General features: G+C 56.4%; 16 protein-coding genes, 1 tRNA gene and 1 pseudogene. 13 read left to right on the forward strand and 5 right to left on the reverse strand.

Annotated elements, in window-relative coordinates:
• Nucleotides 1-272: 272 nt before the first annotated feature.
• Nucleotides 273-1784: a M20/M25/M40 family metallo-hydrolase gene (locus tag OHL22_RS23835; protein ID WP_263342324.1), complete on the forward strand. Its 1512-nt coding sequence runs from the start codon at nucleotides 273-275 to the stop codon at nucleotides 1782-1784.
• Between the two features lie 28 nt (nucleotides 1785-1812).
• Here OHL22_RS23835 and OHL22_RS23840 read toward each other — a convergent pair whose 3' ends face one another.
• From OHL22_RS23840 to OHL22_RS23850, 3 genes are all read right to left on the reverse strand, one after another.
• The gene (locus OHL22_RS23840) at nucleotides 1813-3255 is read right to left on the reverse strand and encodes an EAL and HDOD domain-containing protein (protein ID WP_263342326.1); all 1443 of its coding nucleotides are present in this window, start codon (nucleotides 3253-3255) and stop codon (nucleotides 1813-1815) included.
• 158 nt (nucleotides 3256-3413) lie between these two features.
• Nucleotides 3414-4679, reverse strand: coding sequence for a flavodoxin-dependent (E)-4-hydroxy-3-methylbut-2-enyl-diphosphate synthase (ispG, locus tag OHL22_RS23845; RefSeq protein ID WP_263342327.1), 1266 nt, complete (start codon nucleotides 4677-4679; stop codon nucleotides 3414-3416).
• Between the two features lie 139 nt (nucleotides 4680-4818).
• Complete coding sequence (locus tag OHL22_RS23850) at nucleotides 4819-5703, reverse strand: universal stress protein (RefSeq protein ID WP_263342328.1); 885 nt, start codon at nucleotides 5701-5703, stop codon at nucleotides 4819-4821.
• A 332-nt stretch (nucleotides 5704-6035) separates the two neighbouring features.
• On the opposite strand from OHL22_RS23850, the gene OHL22_RS23855 reads away from it, so the two are divergent.
• From OHL22_RS23855 to OHL22_RS23885, 8 genes and pseudogenes are all read left to right on the forward strand, one after another.
• Nucleotides 6036-6112, forward strand: a tRNA-Arg gene (locus OHL22_RS23855).
• 483 nt (nucleotides 6113-6595) lie between these two features.
• A pseudogene (locus tag OHL22_RS25175) lies at nucleotides 6596-6757 on the forward strand (RHS repeat-associated core domain-containing protein); the annotation flags it as partial.
• Nucleotides 6758-6776: 19 nt separating this feature from the next.
• The gene (locus OHL22_RS23860; RefSeq protein ID WP_263342329.1) at nucleotides 6777-7274 is read left to right on the forward strand and encodes a hypothetical protein; all 498 of its coding nucleotides are present in this window, start codon (nucleotides 6777-6779) and stop codon (nucleotides 7272-7274) included.
• A gap of 478 nt (nucleotides 7275-7752) precedes the next feature.
• Nucleotides 7753-8325, forward strand: a complete 573-nt coding sequence (locus OHL22_RS23865; protein WP_263342330.1) for a nuclear transport factor 2 family protein — start codon at nucleotides 7753-7755, stop codon at nucleotides 8323-8325.
• A gap of 108 nt (nucleotides 8326-8433) precedes the next feature.
• Nucleotides 8434-9237, forward strand: a complete 804-nt coding sequence (locus OHL22_RS23870; RefSeq protein WP_263342331.1) for an RHS repeat-associated core domain-containing protein — start codon at nucleotides 8434-8436, stop codon at nucleotides 9235-9237.
• Entirely contained in the window at nucleotides 9234-9740 is a 507-nt protein-coding gene (locus tag OHL22_RS23875; RefSeq protein WP_263342332.1) for a hypothetical protein, read from the forward strand. The genes OHL22_RS23870 and OHL22_RS23875 overlap by 4 nt, the downstream gene beginning before the upstream one ends.
• A 144-nt stretch (nucleotides 9741-9884) precedes the next feature.
• Nucleotides 9885-10718 carry an IS3 family transposase gene (locus OHL22_RS23880; protein ID WP_263342333.1) on the forward strand — a complete coding sequence of 278 codons (834 nt, stop codon included), beginning with the start codon at nucleotides 9885-9887 and terminating at the stop codon, nucleotides 10716-10718.
• Between the two features lie 858 nt (nucleotides 10719-11576).
• Nucleotides 11577-15119 carry a hypothetical protein gene (locus OHL22_RS23885; RefSeq protein WP_263342335.1) on the forward strand — a complete coding sequence of 1181 codons (3543 nt, stop codon included), beginning with the start codon at nucleotides 11577-11579 and terminating at the stop codon, nucleotides 15117-15119.
• Between the two features lie 183 nt (nucleotides 15120-15302).
• Here OHL22_RS23885 and OHL22_RS23890 read toward each other — a convergent pair whose 3' ends face one another.
• Nucleotides 15303-16127: a phospholipase domain-containing protein gene (locus OHL22_RS23890; protein ID WP_263342336.1), complete on the reverse strand. Its 825-nt coding sequence runs from the start codon at nucleotides 16125-16127 to the stop codon at nucleotides 15303-15305.
• 67 nt (nucleotides 16128-16194) lie between these two features.
• Here OHL22_RS23890 and OHL22_RS24950 point away from each other — a divergent pair, with 67 nt between their 5' ends.
• The 4 genes from OHL22_RS24950 to OHL22_RS23910 all read left to right on the forward strand — a co-directional run bounded on the left by OHL22_RS24950 (nucleotide 16195) and on the right by OHL22_RS23910 (nucleotide 18803).
• Nucleotides 16195-16392: a carboxylesterase family protein gene (locus OHL22_RS24950; protein ID WP_317890919.1), complete on the forward strand. Its 198-nt coding sequence runs from the start codon at nucleotides 16195-16197 to the stop codon at nucleotides 16390-16392.
• 524 nt (nucleotides 16393-16916) lie between these two features.
• Entirely contained in the window at nucleotides 16917-17144 is a 228-nt protein-coding gene (locus OHL22_RS23900) for a carboxylesterase family protein (RefSeq protein ID WP_263342337.1), read from the forward strand.
• 156 nt (nucleotides 17145-17300) lie between these two features.
• Nucleotides 17301-17762, forward strand: a complete 462-nt coding sequence (locus tag OHL22_RS23905) for a cupin domain-containing protein (protein WP_263342338.1) — start codon at nucleotides 17301-17303, stop codon at nucleotides 17760-17762.
• 33 nt (nucleotides 17763-17795) lie between these two features.
• The gene (locus tag OHL22_RS23910) at nucleotides 17796-18803 is read left to right on the forward strand and encodes an SRPBCC family protein (RefSeq protein ID WP_263342339.1); all 1008 of its coding nucleotides are present in this window, start codon (nucleotides 17796-17798) and stop codon (nucleotides 18801-18803) included.
• Between the two features lie 906 nt (nucleotides 18804-19709).
• On the opposite strand, the gene OHL22_RS23915 is transcribed toward OHL22_RS23910, so the two are convergent.
• On the reverse strand, nucleotides 19710-20750 hold the full coding sequence (locus OHL22_RS23915) for a GlxA family transcriptional regulator (protein WP_263342340.1): 1041 nt from the start codon (nucleotides 20748-20750) through the stop codon (nucleotides 19710-19712).
• Between the last annotated feature and the right edge of the window lie 61 nt (nucleotides 20751-20811).

Here is a 20811-nt window from a genome sequence, read left to right on the forward strand (position 1 = left end):
CCGCAGCCGCCTGTGGCCGCGCGTTGTAGGAAAGCTGGAGGGTCCGGCGCCGCGATGGCCTGCAATACACATACAATCCCGGCTTCCGGTAATCCCCCTAGTATAGCGGTGGTTTTGTTGCCCTGTCGCGCCGGTTGCGCGGGCTTTTGGGCATCTGAGTGTTAGACGCAATTTGGAGAGAGAAAAGCGCAAAACGTATCCGGGAATCCAGCATGCTACGATTTGGCATGTTTTCGGTCCAGTGGGGCTCCCTTTTATCTCGCGGAGGTTGTTTGAAGCACTTTTCGACTCTTTCTTTCCGGCCTTTGCTGATAGCGGTTATGGTTGCGGTTCCTGTTTTCGGACACGCGCAGACGCCTGATTCCAATACGCTGAAGGGTTCTCAGGCGGAGATGCGCGATCAATTTTTTGACCGAGTGCTGGGGCATGATACCGGGGCGTGGACTCCGGAGCAGGTGAAGACGATGGCCCAACTGCGCGATGCGGCGCTGACGGACTCGTACGCGCTGGATGAGCTGCGTCACCTGACGTTCAACATTGGACCGCGGCTAAGCGGGTCGCCTCAGGCGCAGGCGGCGGTGGAGTATGTCGCCGGAGAGATGCGGAAGCTTGGCGCCGAGGTGACGCTGGAGAAGACGCAGGTGCCGCACTGGGTCCGCGGGGCGGAGACTGCGGAACTGGTGTCCTGGTCCGGCATGGGCCCCGGAACGACGCAGAAGGTGGTGCTGACGGCGCTGGGCAGCAGTGTGGCTACGCCGAAGGATGGCTTGACCGCCGAGGTGGTGGTGGCGGACTCGTGGGAGGATCTGAAGAAGCTTGATCCGGCGAGCTGCGCGGGCAAGATTCTGTTACTCAACGAAAAGTTTGACAAGCAGCTCGCGGCGCAGGAGGGCGGGCTGTATTCCTACGGAGAATCGGTTCAGTATCGAGGGGCTGCTCCGGTGGCGGGAGCGCTGATGGGGGCTTCTGCCGTGCTGGTGCGGTCGGTGGGTGGTGCTGATTACCGTATTCCACACACGGGCGAAACGGAGTACGCACCTAACGTGAAGAAGATTCCGGCGGCGGCGGTGACGGCTGAAGATGCCGATATGCTGGCCGACCTGGTGAAGCAGGGGCCTGTGACGATGCACCTGACGCTGACTCCGGAGACGCTGCCGGACGCTACGAGCTACAACGTGATCGCGGACTGGAAGGGAACGGAACATCCAGAACAGGTGGTGGTTGTTTCGGGGCACCTGGATTCATGGGATCTAGCTACCGGCGCGATTGATGACGGTGCAGGCGTTGTGGTGTCGATGCAGGCGATACACCTGCTGCAGAAGCTGGGGATTCATCCCAAGCGCACGGTGCGCTTTGTGGCGTGGATGAGCGAGGAAGAAGGCTCAGAAGGAGCTGCGACTTATATCCACGATCATGCGGGCGATGTTGCAGACCACATTGGCGCAATTGAGTCGGATCTGGGAGCTGGGCATCCGGATGGCTTGATCTTTGCGGGCAAGCCTGAGCTGGCGGAGTGGCTGCGTCCGGTAACGCAGGTGCTGGATGGGATTGGCGCGAGCACGCTGCATGCTTCTCCAGAGACTGGGGAAGATATTGCGGTGCTTACGGAGAAAGGCGTGCCGAGCTTTGCGCCCTCACAGGATGGACGGTTCTATTTCAACTATCACCACACGCCTGCGGATACCTTTGACAAGGTGAATCCGCGAGAGCTGAGTGAGAACGCCGCGCTGATGACTGTGCTGTCGTATGCGCTGGCAGATTCATCGACTCCGGCGCCCAGATAGCCTGCGAGGCATGGTTTACATGGATGTTTCAGTGCCTGCTGTGTGATTGAGGGCGGTCGAGGTAAACGGAGCGCTGCGCCCAGATGAGTGCGTCGGTGTAGATGCCGGTAAGCTCGCGCTCGGTGAGGTTGAGCGCGAAGCTGGCATTCATGCAGTCTTCCCAGTCGGTGGCTTCATAGCTCTCAAAAAGGCGCAGCGCCTGGTTGATTGCGCCGGGCTCGCCGCAAAGCGCACCGATGAGTTCTTTACGCAGTGGCAGTGCTTCGATCAGATCGGCGATGGGTGCGCCGAGCATTACGTCCATCATGGAAAGAAGTCCGAAGAGATATTGCTCCATCGGATTCTGGCGCGTGTAGGGAGCGAGCAGCTCAAAGAAACGGGCGCGGTGCAGGACATGGACCAGCAGCTCGGTGGGGCGGCTGCGGCATGTCTCGGTGGCGATGGCGTTGAGCAGCAGGATGCGAAATTTGTTTTCGCCGACGATGACCAGAGCGTCTTCGAGGGAAGTTACCTCTTTATCGACCGCGTAGCCTGCGGAGTTGACGAGACGCAGCAACTGAAAGCTGAGCGCGACCTCGGACTGAAGCATCAGTGCGAGTTGGTGTACCTGGAAGTCGCCCTTTAGAAGAGCCGAGAGGAGATAGAGATAGTTTGCTCCGTTGATGGGGAAGCGCTTCTTGGAGAAGACGGTTGGATGGCAGAAGAAGTATCCCTGAAAGAGGGTGAAACCTTCGGATTTTGCGGCTTCAAATTCTTCTTCCGTTTCGATCTTTTCGGCAAGGAGGATTATGTTTTTGCCTTTGAGTGTTGCGAGAATCTGCTGCCGTTCCAACGGGCCGGAGAGATTGAAGTCGACCTTGAGGTAGTCCGCCAAGGCCACCAGTTTTTCCATGCCATCGCGAATCTGAAAGTCATCGAGGGCTAACTTGTATCCGAGGCGCTTGTAGTTGGCGCAGGCTGACAAAACCTCTTCGGTGGGTTCGATGGTTTCTACGATTTCAAGCACGGTTGATGTGGGCAGCAGCGTGACGAGTCCGTTGACGAGCGACTCGCGGGTGCAGTTGATGAAGGTTGGCGTGCCGCGGGTTAGGTCGTGGAAGCCGTAGAGAGCTCCGTCGGCGATCATGAGACGCGTGGCTTCGTTGGTATCTCCGTAAAAACAGTTCTCCCAACCGGAACGGAATAGAAGTTCGTAGCCGTAGACCTCGCGGCGCAGGTCGAGGATAGGTTGACGGGCGATGAAGCGGCGGGGGTCTGGTTCTTTGTGCTGATTGAGAGAGGAAATGCGTCCGGGGTCCGGCTCAAAGCAGGTGACGGGCGGCGGTTCACTCTCGCCGCGTCTCTTCCAGATCGAATGGAGAAAGTTGAAGTTCATCGGTGCCGCCTCAATTGCCTGGCATTCCGGCATATCTGGCGACACGAGAGCTTCTGCGCTGATTGCGCTATGCGTGATGCGCCGTATCGATGCCATAGCAAGCTTTGTAGACAGCTATCGGCGGTTTTTAGGAAAGGTTCAGTGGGTGAAGAAACACGGAAGCACTCGCGGCACCAGGACGCGGAGTGGTTCCTAATAAGTAAAGCGGCCAGGAAGTAATTCCGGCCGCTCGACGTGGTTGATTGAATCTATTTTTAGACCACTTCGACCAGCTCTTCGCTTTTCGCGCCTTGCCCGTAATGCGTCACGACGTAGTTATCGAGAATCTGCTTGAACTCTTCTACGATGTTGTCGCCGCGCAGGGTGGTGTATTTGTGGCCGTCCACATAGACTGGCGCAACGGGGTCTTCAAAGGTGCCGGGAAGGCTGATGCCGAGGTTGGCGTGCTTGGATTCGCCGGGGCCGTTAACGACGCAGCCCATGACGGCGAGCTTGAGTTCTTCGACGCCGGGGTATTGCTGACGCCAGACCGGCATGGAGGCGCGCAGGTAGTTCTGAATCTGTTCGGCCAGCTCCTGGAAGTAGGTGCTGGTGGTGCGTCCGCAGCCGGGGCAGCTTGTGACCTGCGGCATAAAGCTGCGTATGCTGAGGGACTGCAGAATCTGCTGGGCGACGTGGACCTCTTCGGTGCGTGCTCCGCCGGGGGCGGGCGTTAGGCTGACGCGGATGGTGTCACCGATGCCGGCGAGGAGCAGCGGGGCGAGGCCGGCAGCCGAGGCAACGATGCCCTTGGAGCCCATGCCTGCTTCGGTGAGTCCGAGATGCAGTGCGTAGTCGCAGCGCGCGGCCAGATTGGTGTAGACATCGATGAGATCGCGCACGCCGGAGACTTTAGCCGAGAGAATGATCTGGTCGCGGCGCAGGCCGTAGCGCTCGGCAGCCGCGGCGTTGTCGAGTGCGCTGACGACCATGGCTTCCATCATGACGTCGCGAGCGGGCTGCGGATTGGCGCTGCGATTGTTCTCGTCCATCATGCGGGTGAGCAGGGCCTGATCGAGTGAGCCCCAGTTGACGCCGATGCGGACCGGCTTCTGGTGCTCGACGGCAACTTCGACCATGGTGCGGAAGTTGTCATCGTCTTTGCGGCCAATGGAGACGTTGCCGGGGTTGATGCGGTACTTGGAAAGAGCAGCGGCGCAGGCGGGAAATTTCTTGAGCAGCAGGTGACCGTTGTAATGGAAGTCGCCGACTATGGGCACATGAATGCCGCGCTTGGCGAGGCCCTCGACGATGTGCGGAACAGCCGCAGCGGCATCGTCGTTATTGACGGTGACGCGGACGATCTCGGAGCCGGCAAGCGCCAGGGCTTCAACCTGATCGATAGTTGACTGTGCATCGGCTGTATCGGTATTGGTCATCGACTGGACAACAACCGGTGCTTCCCAGCCGGCGCGCACCGTGTTGGTGTCGCCTGAGCCGATTTTGACTGTAACTGACTTTCTGCGCTGAATATCCGCCATGTATTTAGTTTACTCGTTGTCGGATTTTGGGGAAATGGCGGCGGGATTAAAGCTAATGGGGACTGATACTTCCATCGTTATGCGTGATGCCTCTATGCTCCCCTTCGAATATGGTCGCCTGGACGGTACGCCTCGGCTCTTAACTTGCATCGGATCGCACGGTTAGAACCGGGCAATGTGATTCACGCAATATTTCGTAGGCTTGTGACCAGCGAGTGCCGACGTAAAAACCGTGCGGTGCCTTGATGCCGAGGATAATCAAATCTATGTCGCTGTTATTGGCGAAGTTGATTATGGTTGGTGCTGGCTTTCCGGCGATGTGGTGGTAGCGAATCGGGAGCTGCTCATAGCCCTCCTGGAGAGATTCGATGCGCGTGCGCAATTCCTCCATGCGCTGCGGGAGCAGGCCTGGGCAGTTGGCGTCCTTGGCGGAACACACGTGCAGAACATCGAGCTCTGTTTTCCATTCGCGAACGGCGGTGAGAACCCACGGAAGAGCGGCTCGCGATTCGGCTGAGAGGTCCGTTGAGAAGAGAATCTTCCTGAGCTTTACCTGGGTGTCGGGGCAGCCTGAACAGGGGCCGACTGTGACGACGGGACATGAAACGTGCTGCAGGATCTCCTGCGAGACAGAGCCGAAGATGAGTCGCGTGAGGCCGCCACGACCGTGGGTTCCAACGACCAGCAGGTCGATATGGTGCTGCTTTACAAATTCCCCGGCGACTTCGAAGATTTCACCTTGTTCCACCCAGCGATGGCATTTCACGCCTTCCAGCAGATGCGTATTGCTGAGGCGGTCGATCAGGTCGTCGCAGTCGCGTCCGGCGGCTCTGTCGATATCGGGCAGCAGGTCGGGGACGGCTGCGAACTTAGATGGCTGGACAAGATTAAGTAAATGCAAGGTCGCGCCAAATTTGCGTGCGATTCCCACCGCGTGCAGCACGGCGCGTTCCGAGCAATCGGAGAAGTCGGTAGCTACGGCCACATTCTGAATTGCGACGTAGCAGCATGGTTGAGTCGCCATCTCAAGTCTCCTTTCCGACCGAAAGATCAGCATCCCGGCTGAGCTCAAACAAGAGCTGCCAGCCTGCGGGTGTTGACCAACAACACTGGGGAGTATAGCGCGGAGTGTGGCCGTACGTAAGTGACGGCGGATGGTAAGGGCGCATATTTGCCAACAGCATGACGAAAGAGTCAACTATACGGAGTTCATGGATTCGATACATAGGACTTCGCTGCACGCAAAGATGATTTACCAAAGTTGCGTTGGTTGAAAGGCTTCATGGGCGCTGGCAAGAGAGACTGTGCCGGAGTCTGCATTGCGCTACACTAGGGGCAGCGCAATGCGTATCGAGTGGCCCCGTAGCTCAGCTGGATAGAGCAGCGGTTTCCTAAACCGGAGGTCGCAGGTTCAAATCCTGCCGGGGTCACCATAGAATCCATAACTTAGAGTGTCCATAATCTCTCCCGAAAAGACTGGTGTGGGTTTGTTAGCTTGACATGGGAGAGAGTCTATGAACACCCAAAAAATCCGAGCCAGAGTACGCGGAGTCTTTGAAAAGGAGCCCGGCACTGGCATTTGGTGGATCCGTTATCACGTGGATGGAAAGCCGAGGCGAGAAAAGGTCGGGCGACGCTCAGACGCCATCGCGCTTTATCAGAGGCGCAAAGCAGATACTCGTGCTGGCGTAAAGCTTGTTGAGAACTTGCGAAAACGGCCGGTGACCGTCGCAGAGATTGGCCGCAAAGCAATCAATGGTATCAGGATCATGAGAAGCGGGATCTTTACACCTTTACGAACCGCATGGAATTGATCGTCAATGAGCTTGGCAAAAGATCTGCGGATGGAATCAAACCGCTCGAGATTGAGCATTGGCTAGCTGGGCAGCCTCGCCTACGGCAATGGTCTCACCACCATCGGCTCTGCGCCTGATGCCACCGAGCATCACTTTACCGGCAAAGAACGAGACTCTGAATCTGGCAACGACTACTTCGGAGCCAGGTACTACGCCAGCTCAATGGGAAGATGGATGTCGCCTGATCCGGCTATGGAAAGCGAAATCCTAGAGAACCCACAAACCTGGAATCGTTACAGCTATGTCTACAACCGACCACTGTATGGAACTGACCCAGATGGGAGATGCCCACCGTGCGCTGGTGCGATCATTGGTGGAGTCGTTGGAGGAGTCGTGGGGGGGCTTGCTGAGGGAGGTTTCAGCGCCGTTTCACAATATGTCCAAAACGGCAGCATTGACTGGAGAGAAGTTGGAGCTAACGCTGCAGGTGGCGCCGTATCAGGTGCGATCACTGGAGGAATTACTGGGGGGGACCGGTGGCTTAAGCCTGCTCGCCGATGCAGGAGTTGGCGCGGGAGCAAATGCCATTGGAGGGGAAGTTACCCGGCTGATCGAAGGAAAGGATACTTCAACAAGTGATGTCGTAGAAGATGCTGTCGCCGGATATGCAGGTGGAACAGTTGGGCATGTGGCTGCAGACCTGGTTCATATCCCTGAAGTAGGTCCAGAACCAAAAGCCTATAACAACAAGGCGGCTATTCGTCGTATGGCAAACTACAAAAAGCAAATCGCTAACTAATCAGACCTTTGCAAATCGACTTCAGGTGGGAGTTGGTACGGCTACGGGAACGCCTCCTGGGCATGCTGCCAGTTGGATTTACGGACTCTTTGATCTCTTTGGCAATCCGCCACCCCCGCCACCACCACCTGTACCACCATCACCACCAGGCGGCGGTACTGGCACGATTGTTGGTTGCCAGACATTGGATGGCCGGCCCTGTTCCTAGAAGAACGGGGCTGGCAGGAAGTGTGATTATGAAGGACAAAAATGGAGAGCATCGCCAGATGCAGAGGGAAATCAATGAGCGCGTCAAGAAATGGGGGCGCGCCACCTGTTACCTCGGACTGGCACTGGTCATAAGTGTCGGGTCTTGGTTTCTCTTTTTTCCAGGACAGGCGTTACACCGGTTGTGGGAGACGTTGGGAAGAGCGCTTGCTGTAATCTCACTGTGCATATTCTTACCGTGGTTGTATGCGGCCGCCACCACGTTCAACCTATGGCTGTATGGCGCAAATCTGAGGAAGACCGACAGAGACTTCGCGAGTGGAAAGGCAGGCAAATGGGGAAAATAGAAAGTACGCCGCACCTACGGCTCACTCTAGCTGCAGCATCTCTGATCCATCAGCTACGCAGTTGTCCACTCATCGCCTTGATTCTGCTGTTCTCAACTCTGCCGGTACTTGCTCAAAACATCGACACGGCGGACGTGATTGTTGCACAAGAAAATGCATTCTGGAAAGCGTACACCGCCGGCAACATCACAGACCTCGGTACGCTTCTGCAGCCAGGCTTCACCAATGTCGAACAGGAAATCTGGACCCGCGATCAGGTTCTTACTTTCGTCCAACAGTTCCACAAGCAATGTTCGTTAGCTCCAGTGATTCTAGTCGATCCCCATGTGAGTTTCCTTACCCCAGACATCGCTACCATCATTTATCACGCCAATGAAGCCGCAACCTGTGGCGCTCGCACGATGTCTGGCGATACAAATATTTCTACTGTCTGGGTTCGCCGCGATGGTCACTGGCAGATGCATCTTCATAGTGAGTACGCAATCCCGGCAAAGTAGTCAGAACGGTGCCCGAAGTCTCGGTTCTGAAACCCGAGATGCGCGTACGATAGGGTCCGCGTTGAAATCCACATCTACGACGCTCGCTGCCGTTTGTACGAACACCATATGTTTTCACGAACCCTTTTCACCGGCAAAGAACGGGACGCCGAATCCGGCAATGACTACTTCGGGGCAAGGTACTATGGCTCGGCAATGGGTCGGTTTATGTCGCCCGACAATCCAAAGTATGCGGACCGAACCGATCCCCAGACTTGGAACCTCTACTCCTACGTCAACAACAATCCTCTCAGTAAGGCCGATCCTGATGGTCACAACTGGTTCGACATCAATGGACAATGGTCGTGGCATCCGGGGGACAGCTACACATACAAAGGGGCTGACGGGAAGGATGTCACTGCCAAGAGCAGCTACCAGTACTTGCTGACGTTCCAAAAGACGGGAACGAACAAAGAAGGTGCGACTACCGGAACCCTTACGCTCTACGGGAACGATCAGGGTAAGGCTGTCGCTACCGCCCAGGTGTTCAGTGGCGGAAACGGAAACGGAGCCATCCCCAACGGCGAGTACATGATGCGCTTGGATATACGGGGCTCCGCGACCACGATGGCTGACATGAAGGCGAATGGCCTAGAACTGAAACAGTTCTATGGAATCCAAGATATTTCCGCTGGCATCCGAGATGCCAATGGAGACCTTCTAGATAACCGATGGGAGTGGGGATCCATCCGCATATCGCTCAATCACGCGAATAATGGAGATGACGCGTTCCAGGGAAATTACCTGCATGGCAAGGAGCGCCCAGGCGACTATACCCACGGCTGCATCTGTAATCGATCCGAGAACGTGCTCCGGGAGATTAGGAATCTGAATCCGGCGAGCGTTCCGCGTATTCCAGTGGAGGTGAAATGATGCGGACGAGGCTGCTCTCACTCTGCTTATCGCTTGCGGTCGTGACCTCATCGGCGTCCCAGCCCTCCAGTCCCACAAGGTCCATCTTCATACCAGCAACCCTAGAGTGGAAGGCGTCACCAGTTACCGAGGGGCTTGAGGTTGCAGAGGACGCCGAAATCTTCATCTTCAACAGCGATGGTACCTACGCGTATGTGTCCGGAGTGATGCACAAAGATACGCGAACCGGAACGATCTCCCTCTGCTCAGCATGTGGCTTCTCCTCGAAGAAAGGTTCATGGAGTAGCTCTGCCGGTGATCGGGTGAGCGTTCGCTTCCACCTGACTCACAGCGACGTGAGACCGAACCGCAAGCGACCGTGGACGCGAGAGGAATGGGTTCTACAAGACTCGTCCTCTCCGCTGAATGCCAAAGGCATCCGAACTTCTACAGAACGTCTTGTGCCGTTTACCTCGTTGGCCAACCCACAGGTGCTGACCGGAATGTTACGTGATGATGACTAGACGTTAGCGTTGTTCAGACCGCAGGCCGTCCTCTGGGGGCGGCCTTGCTGCTTCTGTGGGCTGTCGTCTGGCCTCTGTGCCGCCCAGAAGAAAGACGACGCTGCTACGCAGCGGCTGGAGTAGGGACACGTCACCCCGCGCGGGTTGCTGCGAAGTTGCTGGAAGTTACGCGAAGAGGAAACCGAAATGCGGTCGGCCGTTCAGGAGGTGGCACTCCTGCACCTCCGTCGCTATGGCTACCGTCGGGTCACTGCAGAACTGAAGCGTCGCGGTATGCAGGTGAACCATAAACGTGTAGCGCGAGTCATGCGGGAGGACGACCTCCTCGCGGTGCAACCGAAGAGACCTGTGTGTCCCACGACTTCCAGGGAAGCGCTGGAAGTTTACTTGAATCTAGCGAGGCGCATGCGGCTGAATTCAGTCGATCAGCTGTGGGTGGCGGACATCACCTACATCCGAGTGCAGGCCGAATTCGTCTATCTGGCGGTCATCTTAGACGGCTACTCGCGCAAGATCGAGGGCCGGAAGCTAGATCGTACCCTTACGTCTCGTCTGGCGGCTGAAGCGCTTAAGCGCGCGATCCAACTGCGTTGTCCTTTGCCCGGAGTTGTGCACCACTCCAACTGTGGATTCCAGTACACTTCGCCGGAGTATGTCGCGATTCTCAAGTTGCACGGGATGGTTCAGAGCATGAGTTGGCCAGCGAACCCCTACGACAATGCCAGTTGCGAGAGTTTCATCAAGACACTCAAGCGCGAGGAAATCTACGCCAGCAAATACCGCGATCTTGAAGATTTGCACAGTCACCTCGAGGAGTTCATCGACGGCTACTACAACCAGAAACGATTGCATTCTGCACTTGGTAACCAGACGCCAGAGGAATTCGAAGCTCAAACGCACAGCAAAACGGAGGCGGAACGGTATTCAGCAACACTGCGGTTTTTCACGCCTGATTCGCAGATAGATACAGAACGCTGAAAGGTGAGGGAACTCGGACACCATCCTTGCCGCAAAGCCAGCCCGCTAGGAGAAGCAAAGAATGGACCTCCCTTGCAAGGCCTAGCGCACGTGCATGAACCCCGTAACCGTGTCCGGTGAACGGTTCAAATGGCAAACGCTGCAAGTGTAGTGATAGAAACTGTCTCAACGAAGGGGTCAGTCGAAGAGGGCTGGTCAAAATCTTCTTGGTGCTTCCGCTCGACGTAGAGGACAAGCCAGTGGCGCAAGATCACGGAGGCCTGGCCTGAGGATCAATGTGCTCGGAGGGATTCGGGCCGCACGGATCTTTGACGCTGCCTCGCCTGTGAGGACTGATCCTGAAGCCTACCCAGAAGCCTCTTCAATGAGCGGTTTGTCCTATTACCGACGACGGGCAACCGAAACACTTGTCAGGCTAGGCCGTTTTACAGCCAAGTGAACTGGATGTGTAAACTCTCGCAGGTCTGTCGGGTAGCAATTCGCGGTCGGAAAGCGCATTGGCGATTTGGCACTCATTGCGGACATCAAGCACGATTTCCGCATGGGCGACCACTCGGAAGCACGTCACGTATAGGTCGCGCTGGTTGAAGAAACTCTGGCAACACCTGACTGCTTTGTAACCCAATGGTGCGAGACAATGAACCACGCGTTGTCGGCCCGTTTGCGTCATGACTAGAGCCGGGTGCGGATTCTTCCAGTCGCTCCTGACTCTACCTCGGAATCATCGTAGAACCTCTCTCAGCATTCGTCTAAAAAGATCGCTGTGCTTGCGCAATCGGTCTCGACATACCTTCTGATAAACCTAACGATCCACAATCTGCTACCGGCTTATAATGGGCCCCCAGGGAGGGCATATCGATGCCTCTAAGCACGACCCTGGTCAATCTCAAGTCCGGCCTGCTCAAGATCGCAGCGGGTTCGAAGCCAAACAATCCACCCAAAGCCATTTCATTATTCAGCAGCGGCATTCTTGCGAAAGAAAACCTGCTTAACGACGCGGCGTTGAGGGCCATTGGCGTAGTGGTCAGCTCGAAGATGGATCACGCCAAGGCTCTTATGAACCAGCTTGGCTACACGGACATCACTCGAGCGCCTGCGTATAGCCTGAATCAGAACTCGATACGCGTGACGCCCGGCGTGTTAGGCACGCGGCGGATCATCATTCCCATTCATCCGTTTCCGATTGTTTCGACACCTGTTCATGCAACTCCGGTTGAAGCAAATCCTGTTGAACCAAAACCTGTCGAAGCAAGACCTATCGAGCTGAAACCTGTTGTCGCGGCTCCAGTTCATGTGGCGCCCGTTGTCGCGAGTCCAATTCACGCCACTGCCGTTCACCCCGTTGCAGCTACGGTGCTGGATCACACGATCAGTCCGGGGCTGGGAGGGACACCCGCGCCCGGGTTTGAACCAAATTCGGTGCTGGCTGCGAATAGCTCGGTGATTATTGCTTCCACGCTTGATCTCACGCACACCAACCTGGTCATCGATCCGTCGGTGAATACGCTGACGATCATTGTGGAAACACTCACGTGCGGAGCGGGTGCGCAGATCACCTATGACGATTCCAGCGTGTGGAATCCGCAGCCTCTGCCGCAGACTCAGGCGCCGAACGGGAACAGCTTCAACCCCAATGCGTACACGGGCAACGGTACCGACGGACAGAATGGTGGAGATGGAGGCGCTGGTCAATCGGGTGCTACGCAAACAATCACGCCGCCGGCTGCTCCGAACGTGGTGATCTACGCGTTGAACATCAACGCCATGCCAGCCATTAACCTGACCGGCCAAAAGGGCGCGCCAGGCAATCCCGGCCAGAATGGCGGGAATGGCGGGAACGGTAGCCACGGCAAAGACGGATCCGACATTTGTGTGGGAGGTTTTGGTGGGTGTACGTCGCAGCCGGGCCATGGCGGAAACGGTGGCAACGGCGGCAATGGCGGAAACGGCGGTAATGGCGGTGAAGGCGGCGCGGGTGGCAGCATCGACATCTGCACGACGCAAGACTGCTGGAACCAGCTGTTGAGCCAGAATGCGCAGTGGCTCTTCGACCTGGGCGGCGGCCCCGGTGGTATTCCTGGCCTGCCTGGAACGGGCGGCTCGTTCGGTACCGGTGGTGCTCCTGGCACGCCGGGCGGCGGAGGATGCTGCAACAAATATCCGCTCGGCAACAGCGGCCGCCAGGGAGGGAATGGAGTTGCCGGGCAGACCGGCGCAAGCGGTCCGGCCGGGACGCTTACAGAGAACATCATCACGCTTGCGGAATGGGAAGCAGAACTCACCAAGCCGTGGCTGACGACCATTAATCCCACGCAAGGAGCTGCCGGCACGCAGGTTACGGCCAACGGTCTCAATGTTGCGCCAGGCGATATCGTCCTGGTCAACGAACAGCCGGTAACGGCGACTGCAGTTGCCCAGCCGTTTACGCCTCCGGAGCTTTCGGCTGCGCAGTTCAAATTCACGCTTCCGGGGACTCTTCCGGGTGGCACAAATCACATCAGCCTCAAGCGCGCTGCCGACAATGTCGAGAGCGATCCGATGAATTTCGACGTGCTTCCGTTCATCAATGGAAGCAACTCGGGCGGCGGGTTTACTCCGGGCGATACCATCACGCTGAACGGCAGCGGCTTTCTCACGAATGCCAGCGTTCATTTCACTCCACCCTCGCAGCCGGAAACGGTAATCGTGCCGCAATCCGTAACTGCCACCGCGGTCACTTTCGTTGTTCCTACAAGCGGCTCGCCGTCGTCGCAGGCGCAGGCGAGTGCTGCGGTTCGAGTGATAAATCCTGACGGCCAGAGCAGCAACACGCTTCAACTTACACAGCTCTCGTACGTCACGAATCACTTCCGTCCGAGCATCAACGGATTCAGCTTCACGAATTCCTCGGCGTGCCCGGGGCTTCCGAGCCTGTCTACGTTTGCGGCTGACTATGGCACCACGGAAGTGGCTCTGAGCTTCTTCTCGCTGCCGGTGCTTACGTCGGCGTTTTATGCGCTGTATGCGGTCCTGCTTGGCCCTGAATGCCACGGCCTCTGCACAGGCTTTGCGGGTTCGGCGATGAAGCGCTTTTCGATGGGTGAAACCGACACTTTTGCAGAACCGCTCACCAACGATCTGCGGACGGAGTTTTCCATCGGCTGGGCACGTCAGTTGAGCGGTCAGCTACTGACTAATTTTCTCGGCCAGTGCATGAACGGTGCTGCCCAGGTGATGACGTCAGTGCAGCAGGTGGAGTCGACGTTTAGCGGAGCACAAACGGCTAACAACATGCCGCTGGTGTTCTTCATCCCGTCGGGGCTGCCGGTGTCGAGCCAGTGGTTCAACAACATCCAGGCGAGCCATTGCCTGGCGCCATGGAAGCTGGTGCGCCCGCTGGGTTGGACTGGTGGATACAACAATGTCAAGCTGTATCTCTATGACTGCAACAACCCCGGCGCGGATGACTGCTACCTCAACATCACGCAGACGGGCAACACGCTGAGCTTCAGCTACAACAAGGACAACTCATATAGCACCAGCAACGGATTTACGCTGGGCGTTCTCACGATGGATCAGGCGCTCTACTCCGGCGTCGATCTTCCGTGGGTTTACGGCGCGGACTGGGTGGTTGATTTCATTCTGAGCCCGGCTCAGCTCAGCCTGAACAATCTTGCCGGCCAGCTTACCGGGCCAAGCGGCAACACGCTGTATGGGCAGGTTCCGGGAGTGGTTCCGTCGCTTCTGAGCTGGCCACACAATCTGATGCTGGTTCCGCGGCAACTTGCGCTACAGCGCAATATCCAAGGCACCGGCAATGGCACTTACACGTACGTGAGCATCGCGCCGCCGGACGCGTCGATTCCCGCGAGCAGCTTCAGTTCCCTGTTGCCTGCCGGAGCCAACACTGTCATCCCGCACGAGCGAGGATTCACGCTGCAGAATGTCTCGTGCGGTGCTTCCACCAAGGACACGGTGCTTCTTGGTCCTGATAACCAATCGATCCAGATCTCAACGAACGAGCCGAACAAAACTTTCGACGCATGGATTGCACAGCACTTCGAAGTGCAGTCGGGCACAGCTCCAACAACGACGTCGACGCACCACGCACAGGTCATCCACATGAGCGGTATCACGCTAGCGGCAGGCGAACAACTGCTCCTGTGGACTGACACTGCCCTCGGTCAGATCGGGGTATCGAACAATGGCGCAGCGAAGAACTTCAATATCGCTGTGTCCCTTGTCGATCTTGGAACCGGCCAGACAACAGCCACGCAAACCACGCCAGGACAAATAGGCGCCCACGCCGACTGCAAGCTGGCCGTCACGAACTGGAATCAGCTCACAACCGCCCCCGCTGTGTCTCAGGGCGCATTGCATTCTCTGTTGCCGCTCAACTTCCAGATGCCCACCGTGAAGTAGCCGTCGGTAACGTACAGGCGGCAGCCGTAGTACACGATTGCCGCCTGGAATTGCCTGCTTCGTGTCTAAGTACGTTCCTGCTCATCCCCGAGGCTCGATGAGTGCATTGGCGATTATGCGACAACTGAGAATGAAATTGACTCCACGGACGTATGCGGCGATCTGTTTGCTGCCGACTGTCGGCTAAGCGATCCCTCCCATCCACGGGTCGCTAAAGCTTACCTTTCCAGTTTCAACTCTGCCGGCAAAGCGCGATTCGACGTCTACGCCATTTGCTTTAACCGAGAAGTCATACCAACTGTGACTTTGCTCAAGCCGAAGGACAACGGACGTTTCCTTCCCAGGTTCGATTTGGCCTGTCACAATCTCCGCTTTGTATGCATTGTCGTGGATCTCGAATCCGATGGACTTGCCGGTGACATTGTGCAGATGCAGTAGTGCATTGCCTGTCAATGTATTTCCCCGGCGTTCGTAACAGGTTCGTAACTTTAATGGACTTGAATCCGGGTGTCCTGTGAAGTACCGGTAGAAGCCGTTGAGGCCGTGCGCTTCGATTGCATATCGGGAGCCGGCAAAGATGGCGAGAGGATATTGCCGCGTAAGGCTGTCGCCCGGTTTTAGTGCGCACGTGGCGCTTATCATTCCTTGTCCAGGGCTGTCCTTAATGTTGCGGAGATAGACATTGAATGGGGCGCCTGCAGACTTCGCCCCATGGACCTCATTTCCTGCGCAGAGGTGAATCTCGAAGTGCGAGCCATCCGCACCGATGTTTCCGTCGGCATAGAATTCGTAGGGAAGGGCGCAAGACGGGCTGATGCCATCTTCCTGGGCTGGCATCCGATCTGAATGCCGCGCAGATTTGTTGATCCGTTCGATTTGCTCCGCCGTCAATTTCGTGAACTTGGACGGAATTTCCTTATAGCGCGCTTTTTCGATGCTGACGACAAACTTGTCCCGGTTGAGAAAATCGAGGGCGGCGAGCAAAGGGATGGTCTTCGTCAGTATCAACTATCGGCTCGGCCAATTCGGTTTCTTCGCCTTTCCAGAACTGACATGAGAGAGCAAGACTGGGCAATTGGGCAACTACGGCTACTTTGATCAACTCGCCGCTCTGAAGTGGGTGCAGCGCAATATCGCGGCCTTTGGCGGCGATCCGCACAAGGTCACTATCGCCGGCGAGTCCGCAGGCGGGGGAGCGGTTCATGCATTGGTGACATCGCCGTTCACCACCGGTCTCTTCCGCGGAGCCATCGTCCAGTCAGGCGGGGGTTGAACTGGGCTCGGCTCCCCAGGCCTGAGGCAAGAGAGGAATGGCCAGCCTTCGGCGGAAGAGGTCGGCGTTGCGTTTGCAAAGAGCAAACGCATCGCAGGCGACGGACCCGAAGCCCTCAAGCAACTGCGCGCGCTTCCGCCGGACTCGATTGTAGACGGACTAAGTATGGTCACGATGTTTATGGCGCGAGCTACTTTTTCCGGCCCGATGATCGACGGGATCCTCGTTGTCGACGATCCGCAGACCCTATATCAAGCGGGCAAATATCAACATGTGCCGATGATCGTCGGAGCAAACAGCGCGGATATGGGCATGTCCCGCGCAACAACCGAGCAGGAAATATTCGCGCCTTTTGGTGCGAACCAGAAGGCCGCTGAAGAGGCCTATGACGCTTCAACCACCAAAAGATGTCCGCGCCTTGGCTACGACAGTCGCCTCAGACGCGATGATGGCGGAACCTGCGAGGTTTGTGGCCCAGACGCTGTCATCGCAAGGCGTGCCGGCCTGGGAGTTCCGATTCAGTTATGTTGCCGACTTCGATGCGCAAAGAGCTGACGGGAGCACCGCACGCTACCGACGTTCCGTTTGTCTTCGATACGGCCGAAGCGCATTACGGCGCTCCGCTTACGGAAGCAGACGAAAAGGTAGCGCAGGAGATGATTACCTATTGGGCAAACTTCATCAAGACAGGAAATCCGAGTGGAGCAGGTTTGCCTGACTGGCCGGCTATCGCTCAACGAGCGACATGCTGATGGACTTTACGGAGAGTGGACCCGTGGCAAAGGCAGATCCATGAAAGAAGCGATTGGATCTGACGGAAGAACTCGCCTCGAAGCGGGCAAGTCAATAGCTTTTGGACAGCTTGGCTTGGATCAGAAGAGGTCAGGACAGAACGAGGGGGCAAGAACATGAGATCGAAACTTCAAATCATCGCAATCCTGGTGAGCCTTGTATTCACTGTCCCATCCCGAGCACAATCGGGAGATCCACTGTTCCCGAAAGGTGAACTTAGCACCGATCAACATCACACCGGGAACATCTGGCTTAGTGTGCTGAACGCGGGAGACAGCAGGTTCGACCCCAGTATTGCTCAAGCAGTTTACGATCCCGGCGCGAAGCTGAATTGGCATAGTCATCCGGGCGGTCAGGTATTGCTCATCACTGAAGGCACGGGCTATTACCAGGAGCGAGGAAAGCCGGTCCGCGTGGTTCACAAAGGAGAAGTAATCAAGTGCGCGCCGGGCGTGGAGCATTGGCATGGTGCGGCTTCCGGAAGCGTCTTTGCCTACATAGCGGTTACTCCGACGCAAAAAGGAAAGACGATTTGGCTGGAGCCCGTTAGCGATAAAGACTATAACAGCGCGAAATGAGGGATTCCCTGGCTAGGTGAAATGAGCGGCACTATGACGATTCTCCAGATTGACTTGCTCAGGACAATTGTTTTTTTGGCTGCTGCACAGGGCGTGCAGCAAGGTCCGGCAGAAGCTCCTCTTCAGATACCGAATCCTCACTATGCAACGATCGAAGAGTCGATCGTGGTCGATGCGCCGGTGGACAAGGTCTGGGCCCGAGTCGGGAGGTTCTGCGACATCACCGAGTGGATGAATTCGCCTGAATGGGCGGATTGCAAGTATCTGCAGGGTGATGGTGGTCCTGGTACTGTTCGCTCGATCGTGAATGAGGTGCTGGTTGGGCAGACTCAATACAGCTACACTTACGCCCAGCCGCCTCGAAAAGACACGCTCTACAATCTGGCTCACGGCACACTCTCGGCAGAACCGTTGATGTCCGGCACGACTCGCCTGACATACACGATGCTCAGGGATGACTCCATCCTTCCTGGCGATGCGGCGCGCCAACGGGATTCAGACGCCCGACATGCCCGCGTGTCTGACTGGCTGAAGAACATGAAAGTGTTAGCCGAGGCCGGTAAGCTACCTCCGAAGCCAGCGGGAAATCTTCGTCCGCCAATAACGACTCCACTACTAAACGAGAATCCGCACTATGCCAGTCTGCCGATGTCTATCGAGGTCAACGCGCCCATCGAAGAGGTCTGGGCACGTATCGGCAAGTACTGCGACATCGGGGAATGGGCCTTCCAAAGCTGCGATTTGTTGTCAGGTAAAGAGGGCGAGATCGAAGCTGTTCGAACGATCGGTCACTCGATCATCGTCGGGCAGACCCGATATAGCTACACCTACACGCAGCCGCTGCGCATCGGTGGTCTCTACCCGATGTACCACGGCACGCTAGAGGCGCGTTCTCTCGGACCAAATCGAACAACGATCTATTACACGCTGGTTTGGGATGACTCGGTGCAGCCGGACGAAGCCGCCCGGCAAAAGCAGATCAACACCTACCATCTGCTTTTCGAGAAGATGCTTCGAAATATGAAAAAGCTCGCTGAGTGAGGCGCCCTTAGCCCGGAGGACAAGCAGGCCCCTGTGGTTTATTAGCCTAAGGAAACCTCTGATCAAATCTCCCGCCGCCACTTGGAGAACTTGTGGCGCCGGGAGAAGGCCGCAGTGATGAAACCGAGTGTGAGAATCATTCGCGATGAGCACACACCGGGCGGAGGTCAATGGGACAGAGATAGCGGGCATATTAAGACACAATAAGGCCTCCTCAGGTTCCCGTAAGCGCCAAAAGCTGTCACAGCAGACATCAGCAAAACCACATTGCCGTGTAGTCGCCGATGGTGACTTGTGCCCGCCTGGTCGGGAACGATTCATTGCGTATTCAGAAGATCGCATCATCTTCGATTCGCTCGGGTTGGTGCTCCAAGATCGCCATGAAAAATGTGGGGGATTTTGAGGGTATGCTTCTTCAAGATATTGGGTAATTGTGAGTAATCCCCACAGTCGTGGTCGAGAGTTTTTGTGATCGCAAGCTGCTGAAAATGCACAACGTAGAGCACTGCTTAGCAAGCCTGAAAAGTGCAAATATCTAGCTGTTAACGGAAGGGTTGTAGGTTCGCGTCCGACCCGAGGAGCAAATTCCGTTTTAAATCAATAATTTAAGGAGAAGATAGTTTCGATCTTCATCGAAACTTGGCCCAGTTTGCTCCAACTCTCGTCTCACAAGACTGTTTGTGCCGGGTTGAGCGGGCAACGAGCTTCTTTGTCTTAAAGGAGGGAACTTGTAGCAGTCTGAGTGAATCAGGTTTTGCTCGAAAGGTGGTAAGTGGCCCGCATACAACAATTCGCGAGCGAATTGCGCGTACAGGGTTTGGGTGATCGTTCACTATTGAGAGAAGTAGGGCTGAGATCCATCGGGTGAGAAGTTGTGGGTTTCCTGAGAGGCCTTGAAAGTGAACTCTAGGCGCTCCCGTTGGCCCTGAGATTAGGCTCATTGGGGTGGCTCTGCCCTGGATGCGATTTGCGCTGATTGTCCAATTCGCCAAATCGTTCACGGTACTGTTTGGGTGTCACTCCAATTTGCTGCAGAAATGCTCGACGTAGTGCCTGTTCATCCCGAAACCCCGTAACACGAGCGATCTTGCTGACCGACATACTTTGGTCTTCAAGATGCCGCATAGCGGCTTCTACACGAAGCGACTGCACCCAACGAGCGGGTGTTGTGTCGAATTGAGCTTTGAATTGTCGCATGAAGGTCCGCGGACTCATCGCAGCAGCACGCGCAAGTTGTTCTACTTCTAGCTTGCGATTCAGGTGTGACTTGACCCAAGCAGGAAGATCTCGCATTCGCTCATCCTCTATGCCCTCCTGCTGCGCCAACAGAGTGCTGTATTGCGATTGCCCGCCGGGGCGCCTCAGGAATAGAACTAATGTCCGCGCAATTGCAGAGGCAACGGCATGCCCGATGTCTTCCTCCACAAGCGCGAGAGCCAGATCGATACCCGCTGTGACACCAGCGGTGGTGTAGAGCTTGCCTTCTTTAATGAAGATGGGATCACGCTCCACCTTGAGATCCTTATAGCGGCTTTGAAGCGTATCGCACCACTGCCAGTGGGTAACAACACGGTGTCCGTCGAGAAGCCCAGCACCTGCGAGGAGAAACGCCCCGGTACATATGGATGTAATACGCCGAGTATACGGAGCTCGTTCTCGCAACCATTTTGACAATTCCGGTGGCTGCGGAGCTACGGCTCCATCGCCGCCAATCGCAATGAGTGTGTCAATCGATCCCGCGTAGTCAGAGTACTTGCGGGCGTTGCTAATGGTCATTCCGCCAGCGGTCTCAACAGTGCCACCCGATCGGGTCGATAAAACTTGGATTGAATAGTAGCGCTCCCCATTGACTGCTGAACGTTCAAAAACCGACGACGGGCCGGTTAGGTCGAGGATCTCGAACGGTGAGGCTACCAAAAATGCGATCACTGGAGGCTGGCGTTTCATATTGCCGCTATTATGGCATTCCACACTGTTGCCGTTGAATTCGATATACGAATGTCAACCG

The sequence above is a fragment of the Acidicapsa dinghuensis genome (assembly GCF_025685685.1).
Taxonomy (GTDB): domain Bacteria; phylum Acidobacteriota; class Terriglobia; order Terriglobales; family Acidobacteriaceae; genus Acidicapsa; species Acidicapsa dinghuensis.